The organism is Rubritalea squalenifaciens DSM 18772 (assembly GCF_900141815.1).
In the GTDB taxonomy this organism is placed as follows: domain Bacteria; phylum Verrucomicrobiota; class Verrucomicrobiia; order Verrucomicrobiales; family Akkermansiaceae; genus Rubritalea; species Rubritalea squalenifaciens.
On the sequence record NZ_FQYR01000002.1, the window covers coordinates 447,857 to 471,737 of the forward strand.

The 23,881-nt window shown below is 49.1% G+C and carries 27 protein-coding genes; 26 read left to right on the forward strand and 1 reads right to left on the reverse strand.

Annotated features, from left to right (window positions below; translation table 11 throughout):
- The first annotated feature begins 52 nt into the window (after positions 1 to 52).
- Positions 53 to 439: a hypothetical protein gene (locus tag BUB27_RS02125; protein WP_143157893.1), complete on the forward strand. Its 387-nt coding sequence runs from the start codon at positions 53 to 55 to the stop codon at positions 437 to 439.
- A 551-nt stretch (positions 440 to 990) separates the two neighbouring features.
- Here BUB27_RS02125 and BUB27_RS02130 read toward each other — a convergent pair.
- Positions 991 to 1,311 carry an IS30 family transposase gene (locus BUB27_RS02130; protein ID WP_159434740.1) on the reverse strand — a complete coding sequence of 107 codons (321 nt, stop codon included), beginning with the start codon at positions 1,309 to 1,311 and terminating at the stop codon, positions 991 to 993.
- A gap of 431 nt (positions 1,312 to 1,742) precedes the next feature.
- On the opposite strand from BUB27_RS02130, the gene BUB27_RS02135 reads away from it, so the two are divergent.
- From BUB27_RS02135 to BUB27_RS02255, 25 genes are all read left to right on the forward strand, one after another.
- The gene (locus tag BUB27_RS02135; RefSeq protein ID WP_143157895.1) at positions 1,743 to 2,072 is read left to right on the forward strand and encodes a hypothetical protein; all 330 of its coding nucleotides are present in this window, start codon (positions 1,743 to 1,745) and stop codon (positions 2,070 to 2,072) included.
- A 359-nt stretch (positions 2,073 to 2,431) separates the two neighbouring features.
- Entirely contained in the window at positions 2,432 to 8,164 is a 5,733-nt protein-coding gene (locus tag BUB27_RS02140) for an RHS repeat-associated core domain-containing protein (protein WP_143157896.1), read from the forward strand.
- A gap of 51 nt (positions 8,165 to 8,215) precedes the next feature.
- The gene (locus BUB27_RS02145; protein ID WP_159434741.1) at positions 8,216 to 8,506 is read left to right on the forward strand and encodes a hypothetical protein; all 291 of its coding nucleotides are present in this window, start codon (positions 8,216 to 8,218) and stop codon (positions 8,504 to 8,506) included.
- Positions 8,507 to 8,524: 18 nt separating this feature from the next.
- Entirely contained in the window at positions 8,525 to 9,388 is an 864-nt protein-coding gene (locus BUB27_RS02150; protein WP_143157898.1) for a hypothetical protein, read from the forward strand.
- Between the two features lie 317 nt (positions 9,389 to 9,705).
- Complete coding sequence (locus BUB27_RS02155) at positions 9,706 to 10,053, forward strand: hypothetical protein (RefSeq protein WP_143157899.1); 348 nt, start codon at positions 9,706 to 9,708, stop codon at positions 10,051 to 10,053.
- 620 nt (positions 10,054 to 10,673) lie between these two features.
- Complete coding sequence (locus tag BUB27_RS02160) at positions 10,674 to 11,747, forward strand: transposase (protein WP_159434742.1); 1,074 nt, start codon at positions 10,674 to 10,676, stop codon at positions 11,745 to 11,747.
- Between the two features lie 294 nt (positions 11,748 to 12,041).
- Positions 12,042 to 12,416, forward strand: a complete 375-nt coding sequence (locus BUB27_RS02165) for a hypothetical protein (RefSeq protein WP_143157901.1) — start codon at positions 12,042 to 12,044, stop codon at positions 12,414 to 12,416.
- Positions 12,417 to 13,085: 669 nt separating this feature from the next.
- Positions 13,086 to 13,391: a hypothetical protein gene (locus BUB27_RS02170; RefSeq protein WP_143157902.1), complete on the forward strand. Its 306-nt coding sequence runs from the start codon at positions 13,086 to 13,088 to the stop codon at positions 13,389 to 13,391.
- Positions 13,392 to 14,189: 798 nt separating this feature from the next.
- A complete protein-coding gene (locus tag BUB27_RS02175; RefSeq protein WP_143157903.1) occupies positions 14,190 to 14,387 on the forward strand; it encodes a hypothetical protein in 198 nt (65 codons plus the stop codon).
- A 99-nt stretch (positions 14,388 to 14,486) separates the two neighbouring features.
- Positions 14,487 to 14,762, forward strand: a complete 276-nt coding sequence (locus tag BUB27_RS02180; RefSeq protein ID WP_268793964.1) for a contact-dependent growth inhibition system immunity protein — start codon at positions 14,487 to 14,489, stop codon at positions 14,760 to 14,762.
- Between the two features lie 315 nt (positions 14,763 to 15,077).
- A complete protein-coding gene (locus BUB27_RS02185) occupies positions 15,078 to 15,572 on the forward strand; it encodes a DUF2314 domain-containing protein (RefSeq protein WP_159434743.1) in 495 nt (164 codons plus the stop codon).
- Positions 15,573 to 15,674: 102 nt separating this feature from the next.
- A complete protein-coding gene (locus tag BUB27_RS02190; RefSeq protein ID WP_143157906.1) occupies positions 15,675 to 16,136 on the forward strand; it encodes a hypothetical protein in 462 nt (153 codons plus the stop codon).
- Positions 16,137 to 16,237: 101 nt separating this feature from the next.
- On the forward strand, positions 16,238 to 16,573 hold the full coding sequence (locus BUB27_RS02195) for a hypothetical protein (protein WP_143157907.1): 336 nt from the start codon (positions 16,238 to 16,240) through the stop codon (positions 16,571 to 16,573).
- 217 nt (positions 16,574 to 16,790) lie between these two features.
- Entirely contained in the window at positions 16,791 to 17,171 is a 381-nt protein-coding gene (locus BUB27_RS02200) for an Imm63 family immunity protein (RefSeq protein WP_159434744.1), read from the forward strand.
- 103 nt (positions 17,172 to 17,274) lie between these two features.
- Positions 17,275 to 17,634 carry a hypothetical protein gene (locus tag BUB27_RS02205; RefSeq protein ID WP_143157909.1) on the forward strand — a complete coding sequence of 120 codons (360 nt, stop codon included), beginning with the start codon at positions 17,275 to 17,277 and terminating at the stop codon, positions 17,632 to 17,634.
- A gap of 111 nt (positions 17,635 to 17,745) precedes the next feature.
- Positions 17,746 to 18,123 carry a cell wall assembly protein gene (locus tag BUB27_RS02210; protein WP_143157910.1) on the forward strand — a complete coding sequence of 126 codons (378 nt, stop codon included), beginning with the start codon at positions 17,746 to 17,748 and terminating at the stop codon, positions 18,121 to 18,123.
- 62 nt (positions 18,124 to 18,185) lie between these two features.
- Positions 18,186 to 18,767, forward strand: coding sequence for a hypothetical protein (locus BUB27_RS02215; RefSeq protein ID WP_143157911.1), 582 nt, complete (start codon positions 18,186 to 18,188; stop codon positions 18,765 to 18,767).
- Positions 18,768 to 18,821: 54 nt separating this feature from the next.
- Positions 18,822 to 19,388 carry a DUF6882 domain-containing protein gene (locus BUB27_RS02220; protein ID WP_200797042.1) on the forward strand — a complete coding sequence of 189 codons (567 nt, stop codon included), beginning with the start codon at positions 18,822 to 18,824 and terminating at the stop codon, positions 19,386 to 19,388.
- A gap of 192 nt (positions 19,389 to 19,580) precedes the next feature.
- On the forward strand, positions 19,581 to 20,060 hold the full coding sequence (locus tag BUB27_RS02225; protein WP_143157912.1) for a hypothetical protein: 480 nt from the start codon (positions 19,581 to 19,583) through the stop codon (positions 20,058 to 20,060).
- Between the two features lie 124 nt (positions 20,061 to 20,184).
- Positions 20,185 to 20,739, forward strand: a complete 555-nt coding sequence (locus tag BUB27_RS02230) for an SMI1/KNR4 family protein (RefSeq protein ID WP_143157913.1) — start codon at positions 20,185 to 20,187, stop codon at positions 20,737 to 20,739.
- 166 nt (positions 20,740 to 20,905) lie between these two features.
- Positions 20,906 to 21,277 (forward strand): hypothetical protein, encoded by a 372-nt coding sequence (locus tag BUB27_RS02235; protein WP_143157914.1) that lies wholly within the window; start codon positions 20,906 to 20,908, stop codon positions 21,275 to 21,277.
- 102 nt (positions 21,278 to 21,379) lie between these two features.
- Complete coding sequence (locus tag BUB27_RS02240; protein ID WP_143157915.1) at positions 21,380 to 21,865, forward strand: hypothetical protein; 486 nt, start codon at positions 21,380 to 21,382, stop codon at positions 21,863 to 21,865.
- 135 nt (positions 21,866 to 22,000) lie between these two features.
- Complete coding sequence (locus tag BUB27_RS02245; protein ID WP_143157916.1) at positions 22,001 to 22,372, forward strand: hypothetical protein; 372 nt, start codon at positions 22,001 to 22,003, stop codon at positions 22,370 to 22,372.
- A 745-nt stretch (positions 22,373 to 23,117) separates the two neighbouring features.
- Positions 23,118 to 23,321, forward strand: a complete 204-nt coding sequence (locus BUB27_RS02250; RefSeq protein ID WP_143157917.1) for a hypothetical protein — start codon at positions 23,118 to 23,120, stop codon at positions 23,319 to 23,321.
- A 153-nt stretch (positions 23,322 to 23,474) separates the two neighbouring features.
- Complete coding sequence (locus BUB27_RS02255) at positions 23,475 to 23,849, forward strand: hypothetical protein (RefSeq protein ID WP_143157918.1); 375 nt, start codon at positions 23,475 to 23,477, stop codon at positions 23,847 to 23,849.
- Positions 23,850 to 23,881 lie beyond the last annotated feature (32 nt).

A 23,881-nucleotide genomic window follows, 5' to 3' on the forward strand; every position in this document is an offset into this window, starting at 1 on the left:
TTGTCTTTTATTATGTAGTGCTGCGAGAACACGGGAAAATTAGATAAACCTTATGGGAAAACGACTATCACCAACCGCGTTTCGAGAATATCCAGTTTGGAAATGGGATGATGCGCAGGAAAAACACGAGCCACTTACCAAGTGGCAACCTCTGCCAAAGGATGAGCCAACCTTGTTCATTAAGGCTAATTTCGTCGCGGCCGACGGAACCGCGTTCGAAGGCTATTTGATTGGGCTTGAATCATATTACGCTGTCGGTCTTTTTGTTGATGGAACCGAGCATGTGCTCAACCTCAATCTCCCGGACATGATCGAATCGAGTTTGAAGGTGATCTGTCAGCGAATTGGAAAAGAGAAAGTGACGCTTTTCCCTCTTCACTACGAGACGGAAGTTGCTTTTGAAGGGCAATCTCCGATAGCGGGGGTTCTTACTATCTGATGGCGATTAAGCCCCCTGGCGAGGGCCTTGCGCTTAGTTTGCACAATGCCCCGTAATGGATAGCGACGAAGTTGTTACGCACCAATTTGAGATCGTATGATCTTGCCGAATTGATGTCGTAGGATTTTTGTGGGATTTTTGTGGGATTACCACGCTTTCATAAGAATCTGGTTCCAGAAGCATCATACACAGTGAGGTGGTATGATGCTTTTTGCGTTCAGGCGATGGGGCTCTGCCCCAGACCCCGGGATTTTCCGAGGCATGGCACAGGCTCTCGATGAGCCGTTTTTTATGATGCGGAAGGCCGCACCCACTGTGTGATGGTGGATGCGGCCCTGTTTTTTACGACGCCATCGGTCGCCCGTGCTTCCGGTTATCTGTTACGCACCAATTTGAGATCGTATGATCTTGCTGTTACGCACCGATTTGAGACCGTATGATCTTGCCGAATTGATGTCGTAGGATTTTTGTTAGCGTATTAAAGAGACAGTGCGGATTAACATTCAAGCTGCAACACGAATTCATAGTTTTGTTAGGTTGATGTTCTGTGGTCATCCGGCCAAGTGTTTGATGAATGAATCAGGAGTCCTGAAGCCCATGGTCTTGCGCGGGCGTTGGTTGATTTCCTCCTGAACCTGCTGGTAGATTTCAGGGGCGATGGGCAGGTGGTTGCCTGTTTTTTTAGGGAAGTATTCCCTGATAAGACCAATGGTGTTCTCTACCAGCCCCTTCTCCCAGGCATGGTAGGGGTTGCAGAAGAAGGGCTTCGAACCTGTTGCGCTGGCGACTTCCCGGAAATTTGAAAACTCGGTGCCATTGTCATAGGTGATCGTCCTGGTCTTGAATTTTTTGAGGGCATAATAAAAGGACACGCACGTAATAACGTACGCGAAAACTTTTTCCTTCAGATTACCAGCTTGATGCAGTGTCGAACCCCAAAGGGGTTCCGCATGTTAGCCCAGCGGTTGCGGACCAGCGGGCCGCTACCCTGGGACCCAGACCCTCCCGACAAACGACCCCAACGGGGTCGCGCAAATCCTACATCTCCCCGTTCCATCTCTCCCGGAAACACCCCGGAGGGGTGATGGAAAGTAGCGCGGCGGTAAGCTTGCCCATGCAAGCGCCACCCCGGGACCAGGATCCCTCACACAGAACCCACCCCGGAGGAGTGGTGGAAGGAGAGGAGTTCAAAGGCTAACAGGGCGAGTGATGTTGCTTGTCCTTACCACAGAAATTGTGTGTCACTTTAAGTGATAAATGATGCGTACAAAAAATAAGAGGGGCGCGACCGTATTAAGGTGATATGCAGAAACTGATTCAAACAGACCGAAAGGAGTGTACATTTGGGGCGGATGAAATAATTGGCTACCTCACTTTGCTTCCTGAAGAGATCGCAAAGATAAATAACTTCCATGTACAGACGTTTTGGACGGATGGAATGGGGGATACAGAGCTGATCTATTTGGTGGCTCCTAGATTTGAATGCGCACTATTTCGTTATGTAATGGCTCCCCAGAATAAATATACGGCTATAGCAGTGGATCCCAGAAAAACATACCCAAACAATCTGTTGTCTGAAATTGTAAATGCTCTCAACTTAAGTTCGGAAGATATACTTGATGTTACTTGTTAATGGTCTCATTCTCATCGTAGATGATTAGTTGCCTACTCAAGGTCCACACCCCGGAGGGGTGATGGAAAGTAGCGCGGCGGTAAGCTTGCCCGTGCAAGCGCCACCCCGGGAACAGGATCCCCCCTCAAGCCACCCCGGAGGGGTGGTGGAAGGAGTGGAGTTTAAAGGCTAACAGGACGAGAGATGCGGCTTGTCTTTTCCTCTGGAATTGTCTGTCCTTATATTATGATAATGATACAGTAAACTATGAGAAAGCGATTGAACTAGTTTATGATAATGGGACAGATCCTACGAAGTTCATCAACAAGACCGTTAATGCCGACGAAGCCTCTGGAGCTAAGTATCGCAAGATCAGTTTGTTGGGGCGCCCGGTAGGAGACGGCAAGCCTCAGTCCGAGGCGGAAAGCGATGAGGAGCCTGAGGAATCTTACGTTGACGCTCTTACTCGTGACTTCAGCCATTCTACCACGGATCTCTACATTCCCGTGCCAGCCAGTGAGTTGGTTCTCGCAGTCAGGCGTAATGCTTCTCCATTCACCTGGAGTAGTGCTGAGGACTCTCAGGGGAGAGGCGTTTACGGTGGGCTCTTGGCGGAGGAACGTCCGGACTTGGCGTTTGGGGCCGGTTGGAGTTCTAATCTGAGTCCGCGAATCATTCTGTCAGAGCAAGTAGATCAGTATGAAAACCTAGTGGCCTTGATGGATAAGCAGACCCGTAAGGAAAAAGGCTTGGTCCAGGGGCAGGCCAATACGGCTACGGTGATTGATGAGCATGGTATGAGTTATCAGTTTGTAATCGGCTATAACAACGGAGCACCACGCTTCATGCCTATGCCTAGTGCCAGTAACCAATTGCAGAATTATCTGGCGACTTTAGAGCTAGACGGAGGAGAGTATGTCTTTAAGAAGAAGTTTGGGACGACCCTTCGATTTGATAATTCTACTTACGATCAGTTACTTTCTAACAATAGAAGGCATGGTTCAAAGCAATATACGAAGAAGACCTACTCGCGATTGAATAATGTAACTGACCGTTATGGTGAGCAACTTGTCTATACTTATCGTGATGAGATCAACCTGATACCAGCTGAGATCTACGTGGCGAGCCGACCTTCACTGGGAATTGCGATACATCAGGATACGAACGGAAGAGTCACTTCTGTGGTGGATCCAAAAGGAAATACAGTGAACTATGGCTACCAGGGCGCTTCCGGGGCCGTCATAAGTGGAGATGCAGAAGCCTACCCTGCGGATAGTCTGCTTGCCTCGGTAACCCGTGGCGGTATTCAAACAGCCGAATACAAATATAGTGCAGCAGTAGAGGATGATCCGAGAGATACCCCTCTAGAATCAGAAAACGGACAGTTCTATGACATCCGTGCATGGGCTGAGGTAAATGGCTCTTATGAACAGTATTCAGTCGATACCTGTCATGTGAACTTGTCTAGCATCAAGGATGCCTATGGAAATGAGACTTCGATTTCTTATGCCTTTGATGAGTCCCGTAGTAGTTTTGTCCGTGAGGCAAGGTACGCTCCTATTTTCAAGGACGGAAAGAATCAACTGGAGTATATCGGTTTCTTCAAAGGAAATGTTCCAGTCATCGGTTTGCCTAGGGATGTCTCAAATATCCAGACTCCAGGTGGCCGTATCATGGGTGTCAGTGGGACACATCTGGTGGAGGCTACCGACGACGGCATAGAGCCTGTTGCCCGGCAGACCATGGTTGCGGATGTGGAGGGAAATGTCACGACCTACACTTGGGGTGGATTCGCAGTGAATGAATTCCAGGATCCAGATCTAGACTACGTATACAGCGAGCAGGTTTCTAAGACTCACGTCATTGGATATCAGACGATGACAATCGCTTATGACGGAGGTGGAACCGAGTCCTTAGCCTTCTCTCCAAGCGCTGGCTACGCCTTGCAGAGTGTCGTAGACTTCAGTGGGAATACCACTACTTACAATTACACGGACCCGGCCCCTGCTGAAGTGTCAAACTTTGGAGGATCAGGATTCTCTGTCTACGGCGACCCGAATAGCGAAACCAAAATCACGTCAGGTGGCAATGTAGTGCGTAACTACCAGTATGACTCTGCCACCAGGGTCATGAAGGAGATCGAGGACGCACTGGGCCGCAAGACCAACTACACCATCGCAGCCAATGGCCTGCGGACCGATGAGGTGGTGACCAATGCGGCGGGTGTCAAAATGAGCGAAAAAGTCTTTGCCTACGGCCAGAATGGCTTCGCCGCCTTCATGTCTAGCAGCAAAGTCAAGGCATTCGCCACGAATCCTGAACTGGACGACCCGGCCTGGGTGAGTGACATCGTCACTCTCTATGAGGCGGACTCTAACGGACGCGTGCAGCGCAGTGCGGTGGATATGAATGGGAACAGTTCCATTGATAGCGGAGACCTCATCTCCTCCTACACCTATGACCGCAATGGCAACAAGCTCAGCGTGACCGATCCAGAGGGGAATACCACCTACTTCCACTACGATGCGCTTAACCGCCTGGTGAAAGTGGTCAACCCGGACGGCTCCAGCAAGCAGATGGTCTACGACTACCGCAGTAACAAAGTCATGGATATCGATGAGCTGGGCCTCAAGACCGGCTATGTCTACGACGCTGGCAACCGCCTTGTGACGACCGTCAGGGACATGAACCGAAACCTGAGCTACAATGCCACCAGCAATACCTTCAGCGGCATTGATACAAATACCGACCTCATTTCTTCGGTCACCTACAACAATCTCAACGTCCCGGTTGCTGCCACAGACACCCGCGGCTATATCACCGTCACGGAGTATGACTACCTCGTGCGTCCGACCAAGGTGATCACTCCAAAGGAGAACACCTTGCCAGACACTACTCCAGATGCTGGCTCGGGCTACGTCTCCAGCATGTTCTATGGGGACAATGCCGGCGGATCCGCCTTCAATGTCTCCGGCTTCAAGCCGACCAAAGCCACAGACCCGAGAGGCTACAGGACCTACGCCAAGTACGATGACCTCTACCGCCCGGTGGAGAGCTACAAGGAGTACGACAAGACGAACGGCTACTTCAGCAAGTCACTCACCACCTATGATGCGGTAGGCAATGCCCTCACCGTTACCACCTGGAGAAATCCTTTCCAGATCACTGAGAGTCAGGATGGAATGACCTTTACAGCCACCTCTGTAGGCACCGAGCAGAAGCAATCCGTCCTCACGGACTACGACGGACTCAACCGCGCCACCATGGTGACCAAGGCCTATCAAGCTACGGACTCTACCCTCACTTCTGAGGTCTACAGCCGCTACACCTCCACGGGCTTCGTGCACCAGACGGAGGAGCAGACGGACCACAATGGTCAGGGAGGCTACTTCTCCCGCATCAATGACGTCGAGTACGATGCCGCTGGACGCGCGGTCAAAGCCATCGGACCGGAGGTCTATGATGCAACCAGCCAGAGCACCCAGCGCCCGGTCACCCTCACCGAGTACACGCCTAATGGCAACAAGGCTGCCATGATCAATCCGCTCAACAAGCGCTGGGATTACGTCTACGATGCCCGGAACCGCCTGGTGCAGGAGCTCCAGCCCGCTGTCTTTGACTACGAGACCGGCCAGACCAGACGCCCCACCTCGACCACCGAGTATGATGAAGTGGGCAATGTGGTCCACACCGTCAACCCGCGCGGCCATATCAGCACCGTCTATTATGACGATGCCTTCCGCGCCGTGGAGACCCACGCCCCGCTGGCGCCGATCGATGGGCTAGGTCTCTCCGCCATCATCACCAAGAGCGAGTACAATGCCGCCGGCAACGTCACCAAGCTGACCGATGCCAATGGCAACGTCACCCTCAATACCTACGACTCCCTTGGCCGCCTCGCCGCCACCACCACCAACCCGACCACCAAGCCGGTGGACGGTACGGTTCACGCGGACGATATCGTGGTGGAAAACAGCTATGATGCCGTGGGCAATCTCGTCCAAGTGATCGCTGCCAGAGATGAGATTGGTGATTTAGAGAAAGACCACGTCACCGGCTTCGTCTACGATGGCTTCAACCGCCTGCTGGAAAAAGTCTGGAATGCGGATGACGCTGCGCGCAAGAAGACCGAGTACTCCTACTACGATGCGGCCCTGCTGACCCACACCATCGACCCGAAGGGCCAGAAGATCGCTTACGAGTATGATGAGATCTTCCGCCTCCAGACTGTCGAGTATGATCCGGACAATACCACCACCCATCCGGACAACCGCCAGATGAGCTATGACCTGGCTGGCCGCCAGAAATCCGTCGTCTACCCGAACGAGTCCAGCGCCAACCAGGAAATCCGCAATGTCTCCCAGACCTATGATGCGCTCGACCGCGTCCTCAGCGAGACCTCGAATGGCGTCACCCACACCACGGCCTATGATCTGGCAGGCAATACCCTGCTCCAGACCTACGGCCAGACAGGCCGCACTCTCACCTGCACCTATGACTCGCTCAATAGGCTCTCCACCTGCACCGAGTCACCCTCCGGTGGAGGCACCAGCCGTGTCACCAGCTACGCCTATGACCTGGTAGGCGGCATCACGGAGAAATCCCTGCCCTCCGGCCAGAAAGAGTTCAAGTCATTTGACTCGCTTGGCCGCACCGCCTGGATCGAGAACCGCAAGAGCAATGGGGATGTCATCGGCCGCTATGACTACGGCTATGATGCCCTGGGCAATGTCACTGTGATCGAGGAATCCTACCCGGCTGGCAACCTGCAGCCGCGCCTCATCACCAACCTCTACGACAATGTCTACCGTCTGCGCTACGAGTCCTCCGAGGAAGGAGTCAAGCTGGTGGACACCGAGTACCAGTACGACAAGGCGAACAACCGCACGCTCAAGTCCGTGGACACCACCGTCAGTGGCACTACCACGACCGAGAGCTGGAACTACACCTTCGGGACTCAGTCCAATGGCTTCAACTCGAATCAGCTCGTCAGCTACACCAAGCCTGACACAACAGTCGTCTCCTTCACCTATGATGCGAATGGCAACCGCGCCACACGCACCCACCAGGCGAATACAGACACTTACAGCTACGATCTGAACAACCGCCTCGTCTCGCTAGACCTGAATAGTAGCGCGGACAGCGCGAAGAACGGGCTGTACGAGTATGGCTATGACCACCGCACCCGCCGCGTGCTCAGGGATGAGTCGGATCTCACCAGTGGCAAGACCACTCGCGTGGTCTTCTCTGGCGGCCTCAGCGTGCAGGAGCACGAGCAGAATGCGGGCAGCTACAATCTCACCTCCCCAGCCGTGGAGTACGTCCGTGGCTCGGACTACGGTGGTGGTATGGGCGGCGTGCTCTATACCCTGCGTGCAGGAGTACCGTCCTACAATGCCTACAACTCACGCGGAGACGTGGTGAGCAAGACCGACGACTCGGAGGCCATCACCTGGCAGGCCAGCTACGAAGCCTTCGGTACCAGAACCGAGGAGGACGGCAGCACCGACGACCGCCAGAAGGCGAACACTAAGGACGAAGACCCGACAGGCCTCCTCAACGAAGGCATGCGCTACCGCGACCTGGAGGCTGGCGTGTTCATCACCCGCGACCCAGCAGGTTTTGTTGATGGGCCAAACGTGTATACCTATGTGAGGCAGAATCCGTGGAGTGCTTTTGATCCGTTGGGCTTAGAGAGCAAGCACTGGCATCATAGATTCCCGCAACAATACGCGAATTGGTTCTTGGAGCATGCTGATATGGATATTCACGATGCGAAGTATGGAATATTTCTGGATGCAAGTGATCATAGGGCGTTACATGCTGGTAATAAAGCTGAAGGAATAGCAAAATATAATTCTAATTGGGAATTTTTCACTACACATGTAGACGTAGACAATATGAGCGCAAGACAAGTAAAATATGCGGCTATTAAATATCTAAGAATGCTAGAGAGCAATGAAGGGTTTGGGTATAAAGGGCTTTTAAGCAAGCGAATGAGAGTGCCACGGGGGCTTCACTATATGGAAGATTGGCATTTTGAAGAAGGCGAGTTGTCTGGCAAAGAAAAGAAAAAAATTATTGCTTCAGTTTGTGAAAACGAAAAGGTATAAGGTAGGCAACTTGACTATGTACGAGATAAAAGTGGTAAGGGTAGTGCTTTGATGAAGGGTTTTGGAAAAGCTTTGGCCGTATTTGGAGCGGTTAGCTTTGTCTCTAACGCCAATGCAAATGGATTAGATCAAGCATTTTATGATGAAATAATGTCTCGTACAAATGCAGACGTAGTCGAAGGAGGCGTTAATTGGTTGTTAGAACAAGGGAATATAGAGAAAAATATCAGCAAGAAAAATGACATATATAACAGAGGAGTTGATACTGTCTTTCAAGAGCAAGAGAGAGAGAAGCGTTTGAGAACTCAAAAAGATTATGGTTACATGTTTACAGATGATTAAATGTTTATTTTAACTTAGATGAAAATTTTTAAATCTGACTTAGATACTGGCAATGTAGTATTTGATGGCAAAGTACTAGCTTACGATCCAGCAGCGAAAAGAGTAAGGGTTTTGAATGAGTATTGCACAGACTTTCATGTCGTAGATGTGCCTCTGAAGATACTCTATACGAATGAATTTCTGGTATCGATCAAGCATGTGACTAATAGAAGAAATGCGCTTCATCTGACAAAGAATGATAAGCAGTCTGTTTATCTATTACCGGGCGATGCAAGTTCTTTACATGCATCGCCACACGAGAAGAAAGTTCAGATTCACGGGAGTCATGGTAGCTATCAATTTGATCTAGAAAATTATACATGTGATGAATCTGCTAGCTTGCAGTTGGGTTCTTACTGCTTTAGGCAGGAATCAAGCAAAGTAACTTGGTTGGATGCGAGCAAAGAATCGGTAGCTCTTTGCTACGATAGACCTTATACAATTATAGGAACTCCCATTGTCGGACAGGATACAGTTTCCCTTAAATTATTTAACTCCCAGGGGTTCCCGGACACCGCTCCTAAAAAGGAGCGTACACATTGCGATCTGAGAATGTATAATCTCAAAGGTGAGTTGGTTTGCTCACTTTTCGAGTCTATTGATGCTTTTGGAATGCAAAGTATAACAGAGTGTAATTATGACAAAAGACTTGGAGGTTACTGGGTACTAGTCAAGTTCTATAATATAACTGATAAAGTGCATTTCTGTTTGTATTTTGTTTCTGAAGATGGCCAAGTCGTCGATTTTAGCTCTAGGGATGAACGTATTCGTTTAGGCAAGTTACGTGTCATTTATCAAGGTGGCGTATTCATGGATCTTGATACAGGTGACGTGAGGTGTTAATAATAGAAGGACAGCAACTGTGTTTGAGTTCTGTTAGAATATTTCTGTTTCGGTGGCATGGAGTTGCCTCCGGAGCTGGGAGTCCAAGAACTACACCCCGGAGGGGTGATGGAAAGTAGCGCGGTGGTAAGCTTGCTCTAGCAAGCGCCACCCCGGGAGCAGGATCCCCCCCCCACACAACCCACCCCGGAGGGGTGGTGGAAGGATCAGAAGAGGTGAGGCTAACAGAATACGTGAAATGCGGCTTGTCTTTCCCTCGGGAATTGACTGTCCTTTTATTACGAGAATAAAAGAATGTATAAAGAATTTGCTAAATAATGAATGACGAAGAATTTGTAAGTAAAGTTAGAGAGAATTTAGTACATCGTGAAATCAAGATGTATAAAACTAAATTTTCGAAAATGGATCTATCTAAAGTTAAGGATCCAGACTGGATGAATTTATTTCAATTGTATAGTAGCCTTGACGAAGTGAATCAAAGTCGTCTGATGTCCTCTATTAAATTTGTTATTAACGAAGTTTTATCCGAGTTATTTAGTATTTTAGATGGCGAATCAAGTTCTCCGGGTTTTGAGGATACTGTAACTTTGTTTAACTCTGAAGGAGAGAAGCTGAGTGGTGAATTAATGTTTTATCATCAAAGCCAGATGCAAGATGAGGAATAGTTCGTAACTTGCGGCGCACGTAATAAAAGGACACGCACGTAATAACGTACGCGAAAACTTTTTCCTTCAGATTACCAGCTTGATCCAGTGTCGAACCCCAAAGGGGTTCCGCATGTTAGCAACTATATTTGTGCAGGAATGTTTTTGAGTAATGAGTTGAGATAGATCACCAGCTTTCTGGCCACTGCGATGATGGCCACCTTAGCGGCTTTTCCTTTACTTCTCAAATTCTGGTAGAAGCCCGACAAGTGTTCGTTGCAACGGCTCGCCACCACCGCTGCCACACGTATTAAAGAGACACACACGTATTAAAGCGTATTAAAGGACACGTATTAAACACGTATTAAAGAGACAAACACGTATTAAAGAGACAGACAATTTAAGAACACGTATTAAAGAGACAGACAATTTAAGAGAAGGGACATATTAAAGAGACAGACAATTTAAGAGAAGGGACATATTAAAGAGACGGGACATATTAAAGAGACAGACAATTTAAGAGAAGAGAATGCTTGGCTGGGGGGCAGTTTCGTGTTAGATGCTGACACGTATTAAAGAGACAGACAATTTAAGAGAAGAGAATGCTTGGCTGGGGGGCAGTTTCGTGTTAGATGCTAGGGATGGCAAAGGCGCGACTGCTGGCTCCGTGGACGGGTGTTGAGGATCGTTCGGCGATCTATCACGTGGTTTCGCGCGTGGTGGGCAGGGAATTCCTGCTGGGCCGGGCGGAGAAGGAGCAGTTCGTCAAGTACATGCGCCTCTACGAGGCCTTCTGCGGGGTGCGCGTGCTGACCTACTGCATCATGAGCAACCATTTCAACATCCTGCTGGAGGTGCCACCCGCCAGCGAGCGGGAGCTGAGCGACGCAGCCCTGCTGGAAAAGCTGGAGGGGCTCTATTCATCCCAGCACGTCGAGCTGGTGCGTGAACAGCTGGCCGTCCTCTCGCGTTCCCGCACACCGGAGGGCAGGGAGGCCTACCAGAACCTGAGGAAGACCTACACCTCGCGCATGTGGGACATGGGGCTCTTCATGAAGACGCTGAAGCAGCGCTTCACCTCCTGGTACAACAAGAAGCACGGCAGGCGCGGCACCCTTTGGGAAGCGCGCTACAAGAGCGTGCTGGTAGAGAACGGCCTGGCCGCCCGCACCATGGCCGCCTACATCGATCTCAACCCGGTGCGCGCCGGCATGGTCAAGGACCCCAAGGACTACCGCTGGTGCGGCTACGGTGAAGCCATTGCCGGAAACACCCTGGCACGCAACGGCGTGCTGCGCGTGATTAGCGAGCTGGAAAGCGACCTCTCCAATGACGGCTGGAGCGGCGCCAGGGACATCACCAGGTACGACTGGCGCAGCGTGGCAGGCAGGTACCGCCTGATACTCTTTGACGACGGGGTGGAGAGCTCCGGCGAACTAAGCGGCCACAAGCGCAGGGGCTTCACCAGCGCGGCCGTGAAGCGCGAGGAAAAACGCAGCGGCCAGCTCAGCGTGGCCGAGATCGCACGCTGCAAGACGCGCTACTTCATCGACGGTGCCGTGCTCGGCAGCAAACAGTTTGTCGAGGACGTAGTGACCAGCCTGAAAGGAAGCTATCTCCCGACTAACAGAAAAGGAAACGGCGGCCGTCTCGGTGGACGGATGAAATCCAGCAACCTCTGGAGCCTACGCAAGCTGGCAGAGAACGGAGTTTAATTCTAACAAGTCGTCATTTGTATTCATCTCCGGATGCTTGATCCAGCACCAGGCATGAACTCCACCCCGGAGGGGTGATGGAAAGTAGCGCGGCGGTAAGCTTGCTGGTGCAAGCGCCACCCCGGGAACAGGATCCCCCCACACAACCCACCCCGGAGGGGTGATGGAACGAGTGGAGGTCAAAGGCTAACAGAGTACGTGAAGATGCGGCTTGTCTTATCCCGGAAAGTTGTCTGTTCTTTTGTTACGTTACCTGTGTTTTGGGTACGTGCTTTTAATTACAGCCACTGAAAAATGATGAATAAATTGATAGCAACTCTCCTCTTACTGACGGTATCCATTAGCGTCTCTTTTGCTGGAACGTCCTATGCCACCTTGACGGTCAACTATGAAACCAAATTAGTCCAGCAACATGCCATTGATGACCTTGTCACTTATGGGTGGCAATCCGAGTCTGGTAGACACTTGGGGGATCTTCAGAAACTCGCTGCAGCTCTAGAAATCCCGCAGGAGGAACGAAAGTCGCTAACCGAGTTCAAGCTCATCCAGTGGCTCCTGAGGCAAGGGTGGGAGATAAAAGCTGTTGAGGCAATCCCGGCATATGTCGCCCAGACCAGTGGTCACAAGGTTTTGAGAGGAAAGAAACGAATATTTCACTTCACTCGGTAAGCTGTGTGGATCTCATAATAAAAGGACAGATAATTCATGAGAGGGAATGCTTGGCCGCGGGGCGATTTCGTGTTAGATGCTAGAGGTGGTATTATTGATCCATCGGCCCAAGCGGATGTCGGTCTGAATTTAATTTTCTTTAGTGGTTTTTAGAATGTTGAACGATAAAATTAACGGAACTATTGTTTGGTTGAAATGCAAAGATTGCCTTGCCGAGTATCCAACTTTTATCTTTTCAGGTGATACAGATATGGCTACTTCAGGTTATCGTGCCTACACATCGATAGAATCCAAGAAGCTATTTTTGTATAGTATGCCGGAAAAGCTATCAAAAGGGACCCAAGTAAGGTTGATACGAGTTGATAAAGCAAAACCCAGAAAGGGGGAGGATTTTCAAGCTTATTTACGAAGAGCCAATAATGCTAAACCTGTGTACGTATATAAGTGTATTGCCTGCACTGAAGGTAGGTCTTTGAGTGTCAAGTGTATGACAACAAGTGAGTTAGTGAAGTCTGGCTATGATGTCGTTTATGAGTAAACAAACACGACCAACCAATTCACGTTGTATGCCAACTGCATTCGTCTGGTTAAGTTCGACCAGCTACTCGTCTATGAACTACACCCCGGAGGGGGGGTGGAAGGAGTGAAGTTAAAAGGCTAACAGAATACGTGAAGATGCGGCTTGTCTTTTCCTCGGGAATTGTCTGTCCTTTTATTATGGGCTTAGTTGATGAAGTTAGAGCAGAATTAAATCGCTTAAATTTGGAAGAACACAGAAGCCAACAAGGCATTTGGGCTACCCCAAAACAGATGAAACATTTGACTAAGCTTTTTGCTAAGCTTTTTGCTAAAGCGGCATCATTGAATCAAGTCGCAGTGGCTGATTTTTCGCGTTGCGTAAATGATATTGCCCCACTTGATTCCTCGATAAGTAAATTGGCTGAGAAGCTTTACGTTGAAAGTAAAAATGGTTGATCTTCTACATATACCAGCCGGAAGTGAAGTTTTTGTTGGGGCACCAAGCACTCCAATGCCTTTGAAGAGAGTACAAGCTATTACGAAAGTTCTCTCAGAAACAGAAGGTATCTCGGAAGCCCATTTACCTCAATGCTATGTCGAAGGAGTCATTGAGCCTTAAAGGGACAGACAATTTAAAAGCTATGATAAATTTAAATGCTAGATTTTCAACAAAGACAGCAGGGAGACAATAATATGAAAATGTGGATTCCTTGTAGCACTGAAGAAGATCCTTTTTATGCAATGCTTAATGCCCTAGTTAGAATTGCTAAGTCATCAAAATCAGAGTGTTGCCCATTGTGTAATGAAGGCCAACTTAAATTCTATTATCATGAGTTTCCTGTTAAGGTGAAGCCTGTCAACAGAGGGGGGACTCTATGGGTTTGGTGTTCGTCATGTATGAGATGGAATCATACATCGGGGATCACTGTTCATGAAGCAGACAAGTTGCAACGTCTAGATAATGAAAAAGTTGTTCAGGAAGAGAGAAGGCATAATCTCATCGAGTATTTAGAGGGTCAATGGTTGGCTGGAAAAATAGGCGAACTATCCAATTGATGCTTCGCCCCACACTCCACACCCTAAGGGGACTGTCATGCTGCGTGCAAACGCTGACATTCGCACAACGGGTGTCATAAGAGGCATCCTCCTTCATAGGACTTTATATACTCATTCTTTTACTCAGAGCAGCAGGAGCTAGATGGTCTGATGTTAGCAAGCTAATTTGGCTAGATCCTTTACCATAAAACTGAAACTATGAAGAAACGTTCTATGAATGAGTCACCAGATAGAAAATTACTGATGCAAGCTATTGAAAATTCTTTCAAAGGTAGAGATCTTGTTAGGTGTGATGTTTGTAACCAGCCTATAGTTATCGAACGTGACGAAAATCAGCAGCTTAAAAGATCTAAATGTGAATGTGGAAAGTATAATTCTATATTTAGAGGCGTCTAAGCTGTCGCCGATGAGGGAGATGAAGGGATGTATAATGATTGAGACAGCAACTGTAGCTTGTCTTATCCCGGAAAGTTGTCTGTTCTTTTATGATGTATGATGGAGTATCCCCATTTAATGGACTTTATTGCAGCGTGGTTTCCCGATGCTGATTTGATGGGCTTTGAGACTGATGAGGTGGTGGTCAAACGCTACAGGGAGGTCACCCCAGCCGAGGAAGTCCAGAAATCCCTGGATGAGCTGGACGATATGCTCAGCAAGGATACATTGCCACTGGAGCTCATCGACGATCGAGCATGGAGAACATTCGATCATCAAGAAGAGGCCAGGGAGTGGCTAACCACCATCAGAAACGCGCTCGCTAGCCCTGTTTAGTGATTCGTGGAGTTTGCGCGGTGCGTTTCGTGTATCCTGAAAACACCCTGGAGGGTGGTGGAAGGAATGGGCTAACAGAGGGAGTGAAGATGTAGCTTGTCTCATCCACGGAAAGTTGTCTGTTCTTTCAAGGTTATTGCGGCTTCACGGATGATCAGAATACTAACTCAAGTAACGAGCATTCCACACTCGACACCGTGTTGTAGACTCCCTTACCCTGCAAAAGAATGTTACCTAAACGATCGCCTCAAATCCGCCGGTCCCTGCGAGTGCCTATCAAAAACGAGTAAGTGATCTAATGCTGTTATGCTAGAAATGAAACACGCAATACTAACACTAATAGTTGTCGCAGTTGTTCTTCCGGAATTCTCATACGCCCAAGAGAAACTGGAGAAACATCCTGATAGAGAAGATGTCACCGGTGTCGACGGTGAAGACAAAGAGATGCTAGCTGCGCAAGAGAAGGCTCGTAAATCACTGATGACCTTCGTCCAATCCCTCCAGAAACGTGACAAAAGCAAACGCTATTTACTCAAAGTCATTCTGGAAGAAGATGGTGAGACGGAGCACGTCTGGCTAGAGCCAGTCAAATGGAACGATCCAGGACTATTGGGTATTCTTTCGGTAGATCCCGTGGCTATCAAGAAACATAAGAAAGGAGATGTGATTGCCCCACTGCCATCGGATATTTCAGACTGGGTAATTCTGTCTTCTGACGGGAGCAAGCAAGGAGGCTTCACTGTTGACGTGATCGAGAAGCGTCGAACAAAAACAAAACAAGGCGAACAAGGCGCCGCACCCAAGCCCTGACCCGCCGTGAGTCGAAATCTTTCAGATGAATATCAACCTTAACCCACAGTCGAAGCCTCGTCCCCTGGTCAGAGGTTGGTGCGCTATGACGTTCTGCAAAAAATGAAACTAGCCATTATTATATCTAGTGTATCCTTATTTTTGCCATTAAGCGCTTACTCTGAAGTTTCTGAGGGGAAATCTAATATAGATTCCATAGTGAATAGAGTTTCACAAATTATAGGCGTTTGGGAACTGTTTGAATCTCGAGATCAAGATACAGGAGAAGTTATCAAGAATCCCCTATCACTTCGGATAGAATTTTTCAGGGATGGCACTGTGGTAATGAAGCATCAACAAGAAGGTGTCAGAGAACAACGTGAAGATCGAATCTTAAGGGGGGAGTATGCAGTAAGTAGGAATTTTATCACTATTTATGGGCGCGATAATAAGCGAGGTTGGAGATATTCTGAGCATTATCGCTATACCTTGAAAGGAGGGATCCTTGAATTTACAATTAATTCTGAAGAAAAGAGGATACTTAAACTTAAAAAAGCAGAACAAGACGGCGCTCCCAAGCCCTGACCCGCCGCGCGTCGATTTTTTCAGATGAATATCAACCTCAACCCACAGTCGAAGCCTCGCCCCCGGTAGCGGGTGCCAGGCCTTCGACGTTCTTTCAAGAAATGAAATCCGCACTCGACGAGCAGATCAGAGAATTCAGCCCGGTTGACGGCTCGTTCCTCCCTTTGGAGGGGTATTTCGAAGAAGCATTCTCTTCTGCAGATCCGAGCGAGTATTACGATGCGATTTTCAACTTGTTCGAACGGTTTCCTGACGATGATGGAGCCGGAGTATTCTGGTCAGCATTGCACGGTATGGAAGCCGTTGGAGGATACGAAGAGAAGCTGCTCGCATACTTTCAAAGGTATCCGTCGGAGATGACACGCACTATGTTGCGCAGGATTCGGAATTCAGGAGTGAAGCAGATTGGAACCACCACGATTGAAGGACTGCTGTAATGATTCGAATAGTTCCGCATTCACTCATCCACACCGAAACAAAAACGGAGAGAACAAGTTAGTGGTGGCAACGGCGGACAACGACGTTAGTTCGCTTCGCTCTGGACGCCTAGTCACCGCCGTGCCACACTTCAAACGTTCGCTTCAAAAAATGGCCGCAATATCGACAGTCGAGGGAATAGAGAGGCGTTTTCACGAATTGGCCACTCGACTTGGCATGAAGGACACTAGCGGTGGCTTCAGCACTACCCCTCAACACGATGGGACTCCGCACATCGAGCTGGTAGGCGACGAATTCCATTTTGTCGTCACAGAGCGTGGTTCCGAGTTCGAGAGACGGCGCACTAGGGATGCCGACGAGATCCTTTACTGGTTGTTCGAGGGATTCACTCAGGGGATGGCGACAGACTACGAGCTGAAGCATCGAAACGAGTCCCGAGACGGGCGTGAGATCTGGTTTCCCTACCAAGAGCGGCTTCTAGCGAATCTCAATCCAGAATGGGGCGCCAGGAAGCAGGAGGCTCATATGAGGATTCTTCGAGACCACCCAAAGCACCAAAACAACCAAGCGAACAAGCCGCAGCACCCAACCGCCTGACCCGCCGCGAGTCGAAATCTTTCAGATGAATATCCACCTCAACCCACAGTCTTCGCTCGCCCTCAGGTCAGAGGTTGGTGCGCTATGACGTTATGTGAAGAAAATGGATGCCGACGAAATAAATCCCGAAATCCTCCGACAAGCCTACTTGGAAATTCTGCGCATCGGGATGGAAAATCTTCGAAGATACTCATTACCCGAGAATTTCCTATACTTGGAATCAGAGATCGACCACCTCCACAACATTCCGTCTTACATTGCCGAAGTGAATGTTCATCGTCACTTCTACTATTTCTGCGCCGAGAAGAATCTTTACCTCGACCGTCTAGCAGCTTTGGATACGAAGATCGAAACTGAACGACTGATCACGTGGTATAAACCCCATTGGCAGTGTATTCACGACTTTCTGCAACCTTACAAAATCCTTCTGGACGATCACCGACTTTCGCAATGGAGAGACTAAATTTCAATGGGCCTAACAAGTCGTGGGTGACAACGGCGGGCAACGCCGCTAGTTCGCTTCGATCTGGATGCTCGACACCGCCGTGCCATCGCTCTAACGTTTTGTGAAAGAATGAAAATACCAGACCATATTTTACCCTACTTAAAAGAAATCTCAGACCGGGGTAGCCTCTACGCTGGAATACTAAAAGGTGATTCAAAAGAATGTCTCTACCACCCATTTTGGGTACTTGATCAGATCATGGAATCCTTAGACTTAAGGGAGGAATGGGATGTGGAAGATTCTATGATCCCCTTCTACGGCGACTGGCATGATCTTATTGCGATAACTAAAGAAGGAAAGGTAGTTGAATTGAATGACCACCGTGAAGTAACCTACGAGTGGGACAGCTTTGAGAATTTCAAGGAGTCACTCATTGAAGAGAAAGATTGGAAGGATGAACCGTCGAAAGGCCTCAATGGTATTATATCTTCCACATTCGACTTTTAACAAAACACAGAACCAGACGGTAACGCCGTAGGCGCGGCCATGCTCTGACGTGCTCCGAAGCTATGATACTCCCCCTGACCAAACGCCGGTGGTTCCGGGTCACTCTGATTCTCGTGATCATTCTAGTGGCAGCTCCGTTTTTAGCTCCCACGTGGAGCCCGGTTAATTGCCGCCATGAGGAGATCGATTTGGATACTGGCAGAGTACGATATACCCGTATGCTTTACTGGATTCCCGTACGCACCGAGATCTATCACACCCCAATCAGCGAGGCACTGGGAGTCACTGACCTGAAGTCACGGGCGGGTGATTGGCAGCGGGTGAACACGTTTTCGCCAGGCGTCCGGTACTCACCGCACTACATCTATCACAGCGCACTATCGCAGACACAAACATTGGCAATGATGTGGGAGCTTCAGCAGTATTCCCACGATGCGCGGAAGGAGGCTGCCGCGACCGTTCTCAAGTTGTGGAAGACAAGCGGCAGGGACTCAGGTGCAGACGATTACATTTCGAGATTGGCTAGTCTTCCCCTTGATGAGGTAGGACTGGAGGACATCTCACATCTTGATATCACCAAGGGAGAACAAGCGGGTGCTGCCAACAAGCTACCCGCCCCGAGTCGGAAGCGCGATGACAACTAGAACCTTAACCTTGAAGTCGAAGGGGCGCTGCTGTTAGCCTGTGGCCCACCCTTGATGTACTACAAGAAAATGATCCGCGCATTTCTAGCTATGACTCTCGTTGTTGCCTTATCGGCTTGCGACTCCAAAGAAGAGGTCGAGGCAGTTAGAGTCATCGACTTTGATGAACTGTCGAAAGAGTCCTACGAGTATTTGCAGGCCAAGCAGACTGAAGCCCAAGAGCGGTTCGATTTAGGTGCCTACGAACGCTATGATTGGAATCAAGAGAAGATGCAGCTCGTTTGGTCGGATGCGGGAGTTCCAAAAGTTGTCGCCGACATCCAGTTCGTTGGATCCATTTCTACAAAGTCGAATACGTGGCTTTGGTCGTGGGCGAACCCCACGGTTTTAGACCAATTGTCGAAGGATATGGTGACGGTTCGCGATTTCGGGCGTACACACGGACTTGAAAAGCTGACTAACGAAAAGTGGCCTGCGGAGGAAGTAGATGGCTGGGAGATGACCGCTATCGCAGCAAAGATCCTTAAAGCAAAGGGGGCATATCGCTCACCAGCTAACGACGGCTTCACCTTCATGATTTTCACCGATATCCAATTCGCGGATGGCCAGCAACCCAAGTAGAGCGGACAGGGCGCTGGACAACCCGCTACCCGATCCGAGTCGAAATCTGAATGAGCATTCCACACTCGACACCATCTTGCGCAATCCCTTACCCTGCATAGGTAATTTAACCAAAACGATCACCTCATATCCGCCGGTCCCTGCGAGTGCCTATCAAAGACGGGTAAGTGATCTCATACTGTTCGCCTAAAAATGAGACGCCTACTCACCACCATAATATTGAGCACTATTCTCGTGGGCTGTAAAGAGAGTCAGACCGAATCAGCCAGCCTCGCAAGCCGCGAAGATGTCGTCCCCGCAGATGCGACACCCGAAGAAGTGGCTCTGTTGAACGATGTTCGGAAGATGTTTCAACAGAGCGATGTTTCAGTGATGATGAAGCGAGTCCACAAAGAAGGTGTTGATGACTGGTGGATGAAGGTCGAGAAGGATTATTTAGACGATGTTCTTGAGGGTGGATTGGGGTCTTTAGAGCTAGTAAGAATAGACCCTCCAAGAACTGAGGGGAGTTCATTTGATGGGTCAGTTTTTCGCTGGAGTCTTCCTTTGAAATGGGAACTTATCATTCACGAACCCTCGGATGGAACTGCAGTGAACGTTAGTCACACAATCTCGCTCTCTGAGCAGGATGGTCGTATTGTTAGCATTCGGCAGATTGACCAAGGCGAATAAGGCGTGGCACCCACCCCCTGACCCGCCGCGAATCGAATTTGTTCAGATGAATATCAACCTCAACCCACGGTCGAAGCCCGCTCCCTGGTCAGGGGGTAGTGCGCTATGACGTTCTGCTTGAAAAATGTTCGTCACCAAAGATCAGACTGAGGAGATTATTAACCTTATCTGGGATCGGGAGCAATACTGCCTCGTCGCGGCTGGGGATTCAGCCCCGTCTAAGAAAGAGCTCAAGGAGTTTGCTTCTGGGTATGGCGTGAAATTGCCGAGTGAGTATCTCGCACACGCGTCGAATTCATGGGGCGGCCTCTACCTAGAGGTTCGAGAGGAGTTCTGGCCTCGGCACAAGGCAGGTGATGTCGGGCCGTTCTGGAGTTTCCTCTATGGCGTGTTCGTCCATGCCTACAGCTCTGAAGCACCGGAATGGATGCAGATGCGCCCTGCAGCAGATGAATTCAAAGAGATGGGTCATCGAGTAATCCCGTTTCTTAAGGTCATTGGAGATGCGGACGTCTACTGTTTCGATAAGAGCGGGCACATTCAGCGGTGGTTTCACGAAGAAGACACTTTCGAACCCTATGACGGTAGTTTCTTCGATCTGCTTCGATATGAGTTTCTCGAACTGGAAGACCGACGAAAACAAAAACTGGGAGAACAGGGCGCGGCACCCAAGCCCTGATCCGTCGCGAGTCGAAATCTGAATAACCATTCCACACTCGACACCATGTCGCGCAATCCCTTACCCTGCAGAAGAAATATCACGAAAACGATCACTTCAAATCCGCCGATAACTGTGAGTGTCTATCAATAACGGGTAAGTGATCTAATACTGTTATGCAAAAAATATGAGCCCTGTTTCAAAGTCTATATGTGGTTTCCTGCTGTTCTTTTGCTCCTTTCTACTCGTGTCGTGTGAGCAACAGAAATCAAGAGATGTGGACATCAAGGCGAAAAAGGAATCTGACCCAATCGAAAGCGCTACCAATCTTTCCTCTAATGATCCCGAACCAGAACTTGTGGAATTTGATGGGTTCATTAACTATGGGATACCTATAGATACCCAATCAAACGAAGACCTGGATATCCCTGAGGGCATAGTTATCACAGAATCTCGCATTGAAATGCCTGTGTTCACTGCTGAGCAACTTGAAAAGTATCGGAAAAGTAATACACAGAGACCAAAACAAGCAGAACAAGACGCGGCCCCCAAGCCCTGACCCGCGCCGAGTCGAATTTTCCCCGTGATTAGAAACCTTAACCCACAGTCGAAGCCTCGATATCGAGAAGGTGTGAGAGGACGTCGACGTTAGCCACATAACATGAACATCAAACGTCTATTAATCACACTCATTTCTATTTTTCCTATGAATATTTCAGCTGTCGAATTTTTTGCTGAAGACAGCAAGGAAGCTAAAGCTCTTCTAGCAGCTGATTGGAAACCCGTCGAAGATCATTTTAAGAAGCCATCTTCTGCGATGCTTAAGAAGCTCTACAAAGATCCTAAGAAGATTTTGATGACAAGTTTTGAAATCGTCTCTAAAAAGATCAAGATACCAGAGGGCTTGCATGTCGCCGCATATGAGCCGATTAATAAGGAATCTGTTGATTTTTTCGAAGATCTTGAGAAGTATATTCAAATAGCTTATGATCCATTCGGTGGACGATATATAGTGGATCCGACGAAGGACGACCCTGAGGTGTATCTCCATTATTACGATGTTGGACGTGATCCTGAATGGTTCCGTTCGACAGGCCTCCGACTCTCTGAATTTATTGCTGCGAAGAAGATTGTCAGCAAAGAATAGGCTGATTCTAACAAGGCTCGGAACCTAACCCACTGACCCGCCGCGAGTCGAAATCTTTCAGATGAACATCAATCTCAACCCACAGTCTACGCTCGCCCTATTTAGTGGGTGGCTTATGACGTTCGCCTCAAGAAAATGCCTGATCTGATTATCCAACGCGACTCGGGATATGCTGACTCGCTCAGGGCCTATAAGCTAATTCTCGATGGAGCCGAGATCGGAACGATCAAAGGTGGGGAATCGAGATCGTATCACGTTGATCCCGGGAAGCATACGATTCAGGCAAAGATCGATTGGTGTTCTTCACCGCCTGAAGAATTCGTGGCCGATCACGAACCAATTGCATTCGAGGTCTTTAGTAAAGTGCGTGGCTTCAAATTTCTTGGCGCGGTTTTTGCCGCGTTCAATCCACAAGGATGGATCGGAATGAGAAAAGTAGACGCTACGCTCGGCGATACGATCCCAACACAAATCAAAGGCGAACAAGGCGCGGCACCCAACCACTGACCCGCCGCGAGTCGAAATATTTCAGATGAATATCAATCTCAACCCACAGTCAAAGCACGCCGCCCCGTCAGGGGTGAGTGCGCTATGACGTATGCTAAAGAAAATGCGCCTCGCTTCCTACCTTCTTTTTTTGCTGCTATCCATTGGAATGTCTCCTGCTGAGGATGCAACCCATACGGAGAAGAGTAAAACAGTCTATTACGTTGCGATCAAAAAGGAGGATGGAATTTATCTGAAAGCATCGTGGCATAAAGACATCATATTCGGACCATTTCAGCGATACAAAGAAGGTCACGATAGGTTTGTGAGATATCCCGAAGGTCGGAAAAAGGATTTTATGAATGCTCAGCAGATTTATTTTCACTCTGAATCCGGTCGTTGGAGCTATTCGTACAATGGTGTGAAGATGAGATCTGTAGAAGTTAAACCTAATAATGTTCTAGTGCCGCTTAACAAGAAGTAGCGTTGCATAACAAGAAGCGGCCCCCAACTCCTGACCCGCTCCGAGTCGAACTTTTTCAGAAGAATATAAACCTCAACCCACAGTCTACGCTCGCCCCTCGGTCAGGGGGTAGTGCGCTATGACGTTCGCCCAAAAATGAACACACTTCACATAGCGATCACAGCATGCCTACTAGTGCAATGCGCGTGCACTGCAGAACCAGCCCCCCCCCAAGCGGCATCACCACGCTCAGAGCCTGTATATCCACAGCAAGCATCACACGAGCAGCGGTTCAGGAAGCCATTGCCTAACTCAGATGATTTGCATTGGTTCCAGAACGCCAAAGGAATGAAGGTGCAAGAGGTCTTGGCGACATACGGCCAACCGAAGAGCAGGACGCCGATGAACAACGGCATAATGCGTTGGCACTACCCGTGGTTGGCAAGTGCTTACATTGATTTTAAGGATGGCACCGCAGTATCAGTGTTCTACACCGCTGGCTACTAAAGCATGACAACGGCGAACAAGGCAGAGCACACCAACTCGCTACTCGTCCAGTGTCGACATTTTTTCAGATGAATATCCACCTCAACCCACAGTCGAAGCCTCGATATCGAGAAGGTGTGAGAGGACTTCGACGTTAGCCTAAGAATCAGCCCAATGAAGAAGCTACTCCCCAAGAACCAAGTGAAGCTCGGGAACCCGGATCACTTCAACGCAGCGAATGACCACAACCCATTGGTTCTTCCTGATTGCCCCGTATGCAAAGGATACGGTAAGCAGGATGTCTCCTCAGGGGGAGGTTCCGTATGGTCTCTTATGGAATGCGCAGAGTGCAATGGAAAGGGATTCGTTGTTGGCGGCACTCCAGAACCTTACTTCACGAAGGGTAATACCGCGAAGGAAGTTCGCCGCAACTCCGCAGGGTGGATCAAATGCACGTTTTGTGGCAAAGCATTTAAAGATTACGACAGGAACGTATTCACTGGACTTCGCCACAAGTGCGGCCAAAAGCTAATTATAATAGAAAACTGACAAGGCGGCGATCCTAACATCTGCCCGCCGCG

Coding starts and splice junctions, on each gene's coding strand:
- BUB27_RS02145 (WP_159434741.1), top strand. CDS start 8,216: ATGAAGGGTTTTGGAAAAGCTTTGGCCGTATTTGGAGCGGTTAGCTTT.
- BUB27_RS02245 (WP_143157916.1), top strand. CDS start 22,001: ATGCCTGATCTGATTATCCAACGCGACTCGGGATATGCTGACTCGCTC.
- BUB27_RS02185 (WP_159434743.1), top strand. CDS start 15,078: ATGAAACACGCAATACTAACACTAATAGTTGTCGCAGTTGTTCTTCCG.
- BUB27_RS02195 (WP_143157907.1), top strand. CDS start 16,238: ATGAAATCCGCACTCGACGAGCAGATCAGAGAATTCAGCCCGGTTGAC.
- BUB27_RS02235 (WP_143157914.1), top strand. CDS start 20,906: ATGAGCCCTGTTTCAAAGTCTATATGTGGTTTCCTGCTGTTCTTTTGC.
- BUB27_RS02230 (WP_143157913.1), top strand. CDS start 20,185: ATGTTCGTCACCAAAGATCAGACTGAGGAGATTATTAACCTTATCTGG.
- BUB27_RS02255 (WP_143157918.1), top strand. CDS start 23,475: ATGAAGAAGCTACTCCCCAAGAACCAAGTGAAGCTCGGGAACCCGGAT.
- BUB27_RS02210 (WP_143157910.1), top strand. CDS start 17,746: ATGAAAATACCAGACCATATTTTACCCTACTTAAAAGAAATCTCAGAC.
- BUB27_RS02240 (WP_143157915.1), top strand. CDS start 21,380: ATGAACATCAAACGTCTATTAATCACACTCATTTCTATTTTTCCTATG.
- BUB27_RS02165 (WP_143157901.1), top strand. CDS start 12,042: ATGATGAATAAATTGATAGCAACTCTCCTCTTACTGACGGTATCCATT.
- BUB27_RS02215 (WP_143157911.1), top strand. CDS start 18,186: ATGATACTCCCCCTGACCAAACGCCGGTGGTTCCGGGTCACTCTGATT.
- BUB27_RS02190 (WP_143157906.1), top strand. CDS start 15,675: ATGAAACTAGCCATTATTATATCTAGTGTATCCTTATTTTTGCCATTA.
- BUB27_RS02125 (WP_143157893.1), top strand. CDS start 53: ATGGGAAAACGACTATCACCAACCGCGTTTCGAGAATATCCAGTTTGG.
- BUB27_RS02160 (WP_159434742.1), top strand. CDS start 10,674: ATGGCAAAGGCGCGACTGCTGGCTCCGTGGACGGGTGTTGAGGATCGT.
- BUB27_RS02225 (WP_143157912.1), top strand. CDS start 19,581: ATGAGACGCCTACTCACCACCATAATATTGAGCACTATTCTCGTGGGC.
- BUB27_RS02155 (WP_143157899.1), top strand. CDS start 9,706: ATGAATGACGAAGAATTTGTAAGTAAAGTTAGAGAGAATTTAGTACAT.
- BUB27_RS02135 (WP_143157895.1), top strand. CDS start 1,743: ATGCAGAAACTGATTCAAACAGACCGAAAGGAGTGTACATTTGGGGCG.
- BUB27_RS02200 (WP_159434744.1), top strand. CDS start 16,791: ATGAAGGACACTAGCGGTGGCTTCAGCACTACCCCTCAACACGATGGG.
- BUB27_RS02205 (WP_143157909.1), top strand. CDS start 17,275: ATGGATGCCGACGAAATAAATCCCGAAATCCTCCGACAAGCCTACTTG.
- BUB27_RS02220 (WP_200797042.1), top strand. CDS start 18,822: ATGTACTACAAGAAAATGATCCGCGCATTTCTAGCTATGACTCTCGTT.
- BUB27_RS02150 (WP_143157898.1), top strand. CDS start 8,525: ATGAAAATTTTTAAATCTGACTTAGATACTGGCAATGTAGTATTTGAT.
- BUB27_RS02175 (WP_143157903.1), top strand. CDS start 14,190: ATGAAGAAACGTTCTATGAATGAGTCACCAGATAGAAAATTACTGATG.
- BUB27_RS02180 (WP_268793964.1), top strand. CDS start 14,487: ATGGAGTATCCCCATTTAATGGACTTTATTGCAGCGTGGTTTCCCGAT.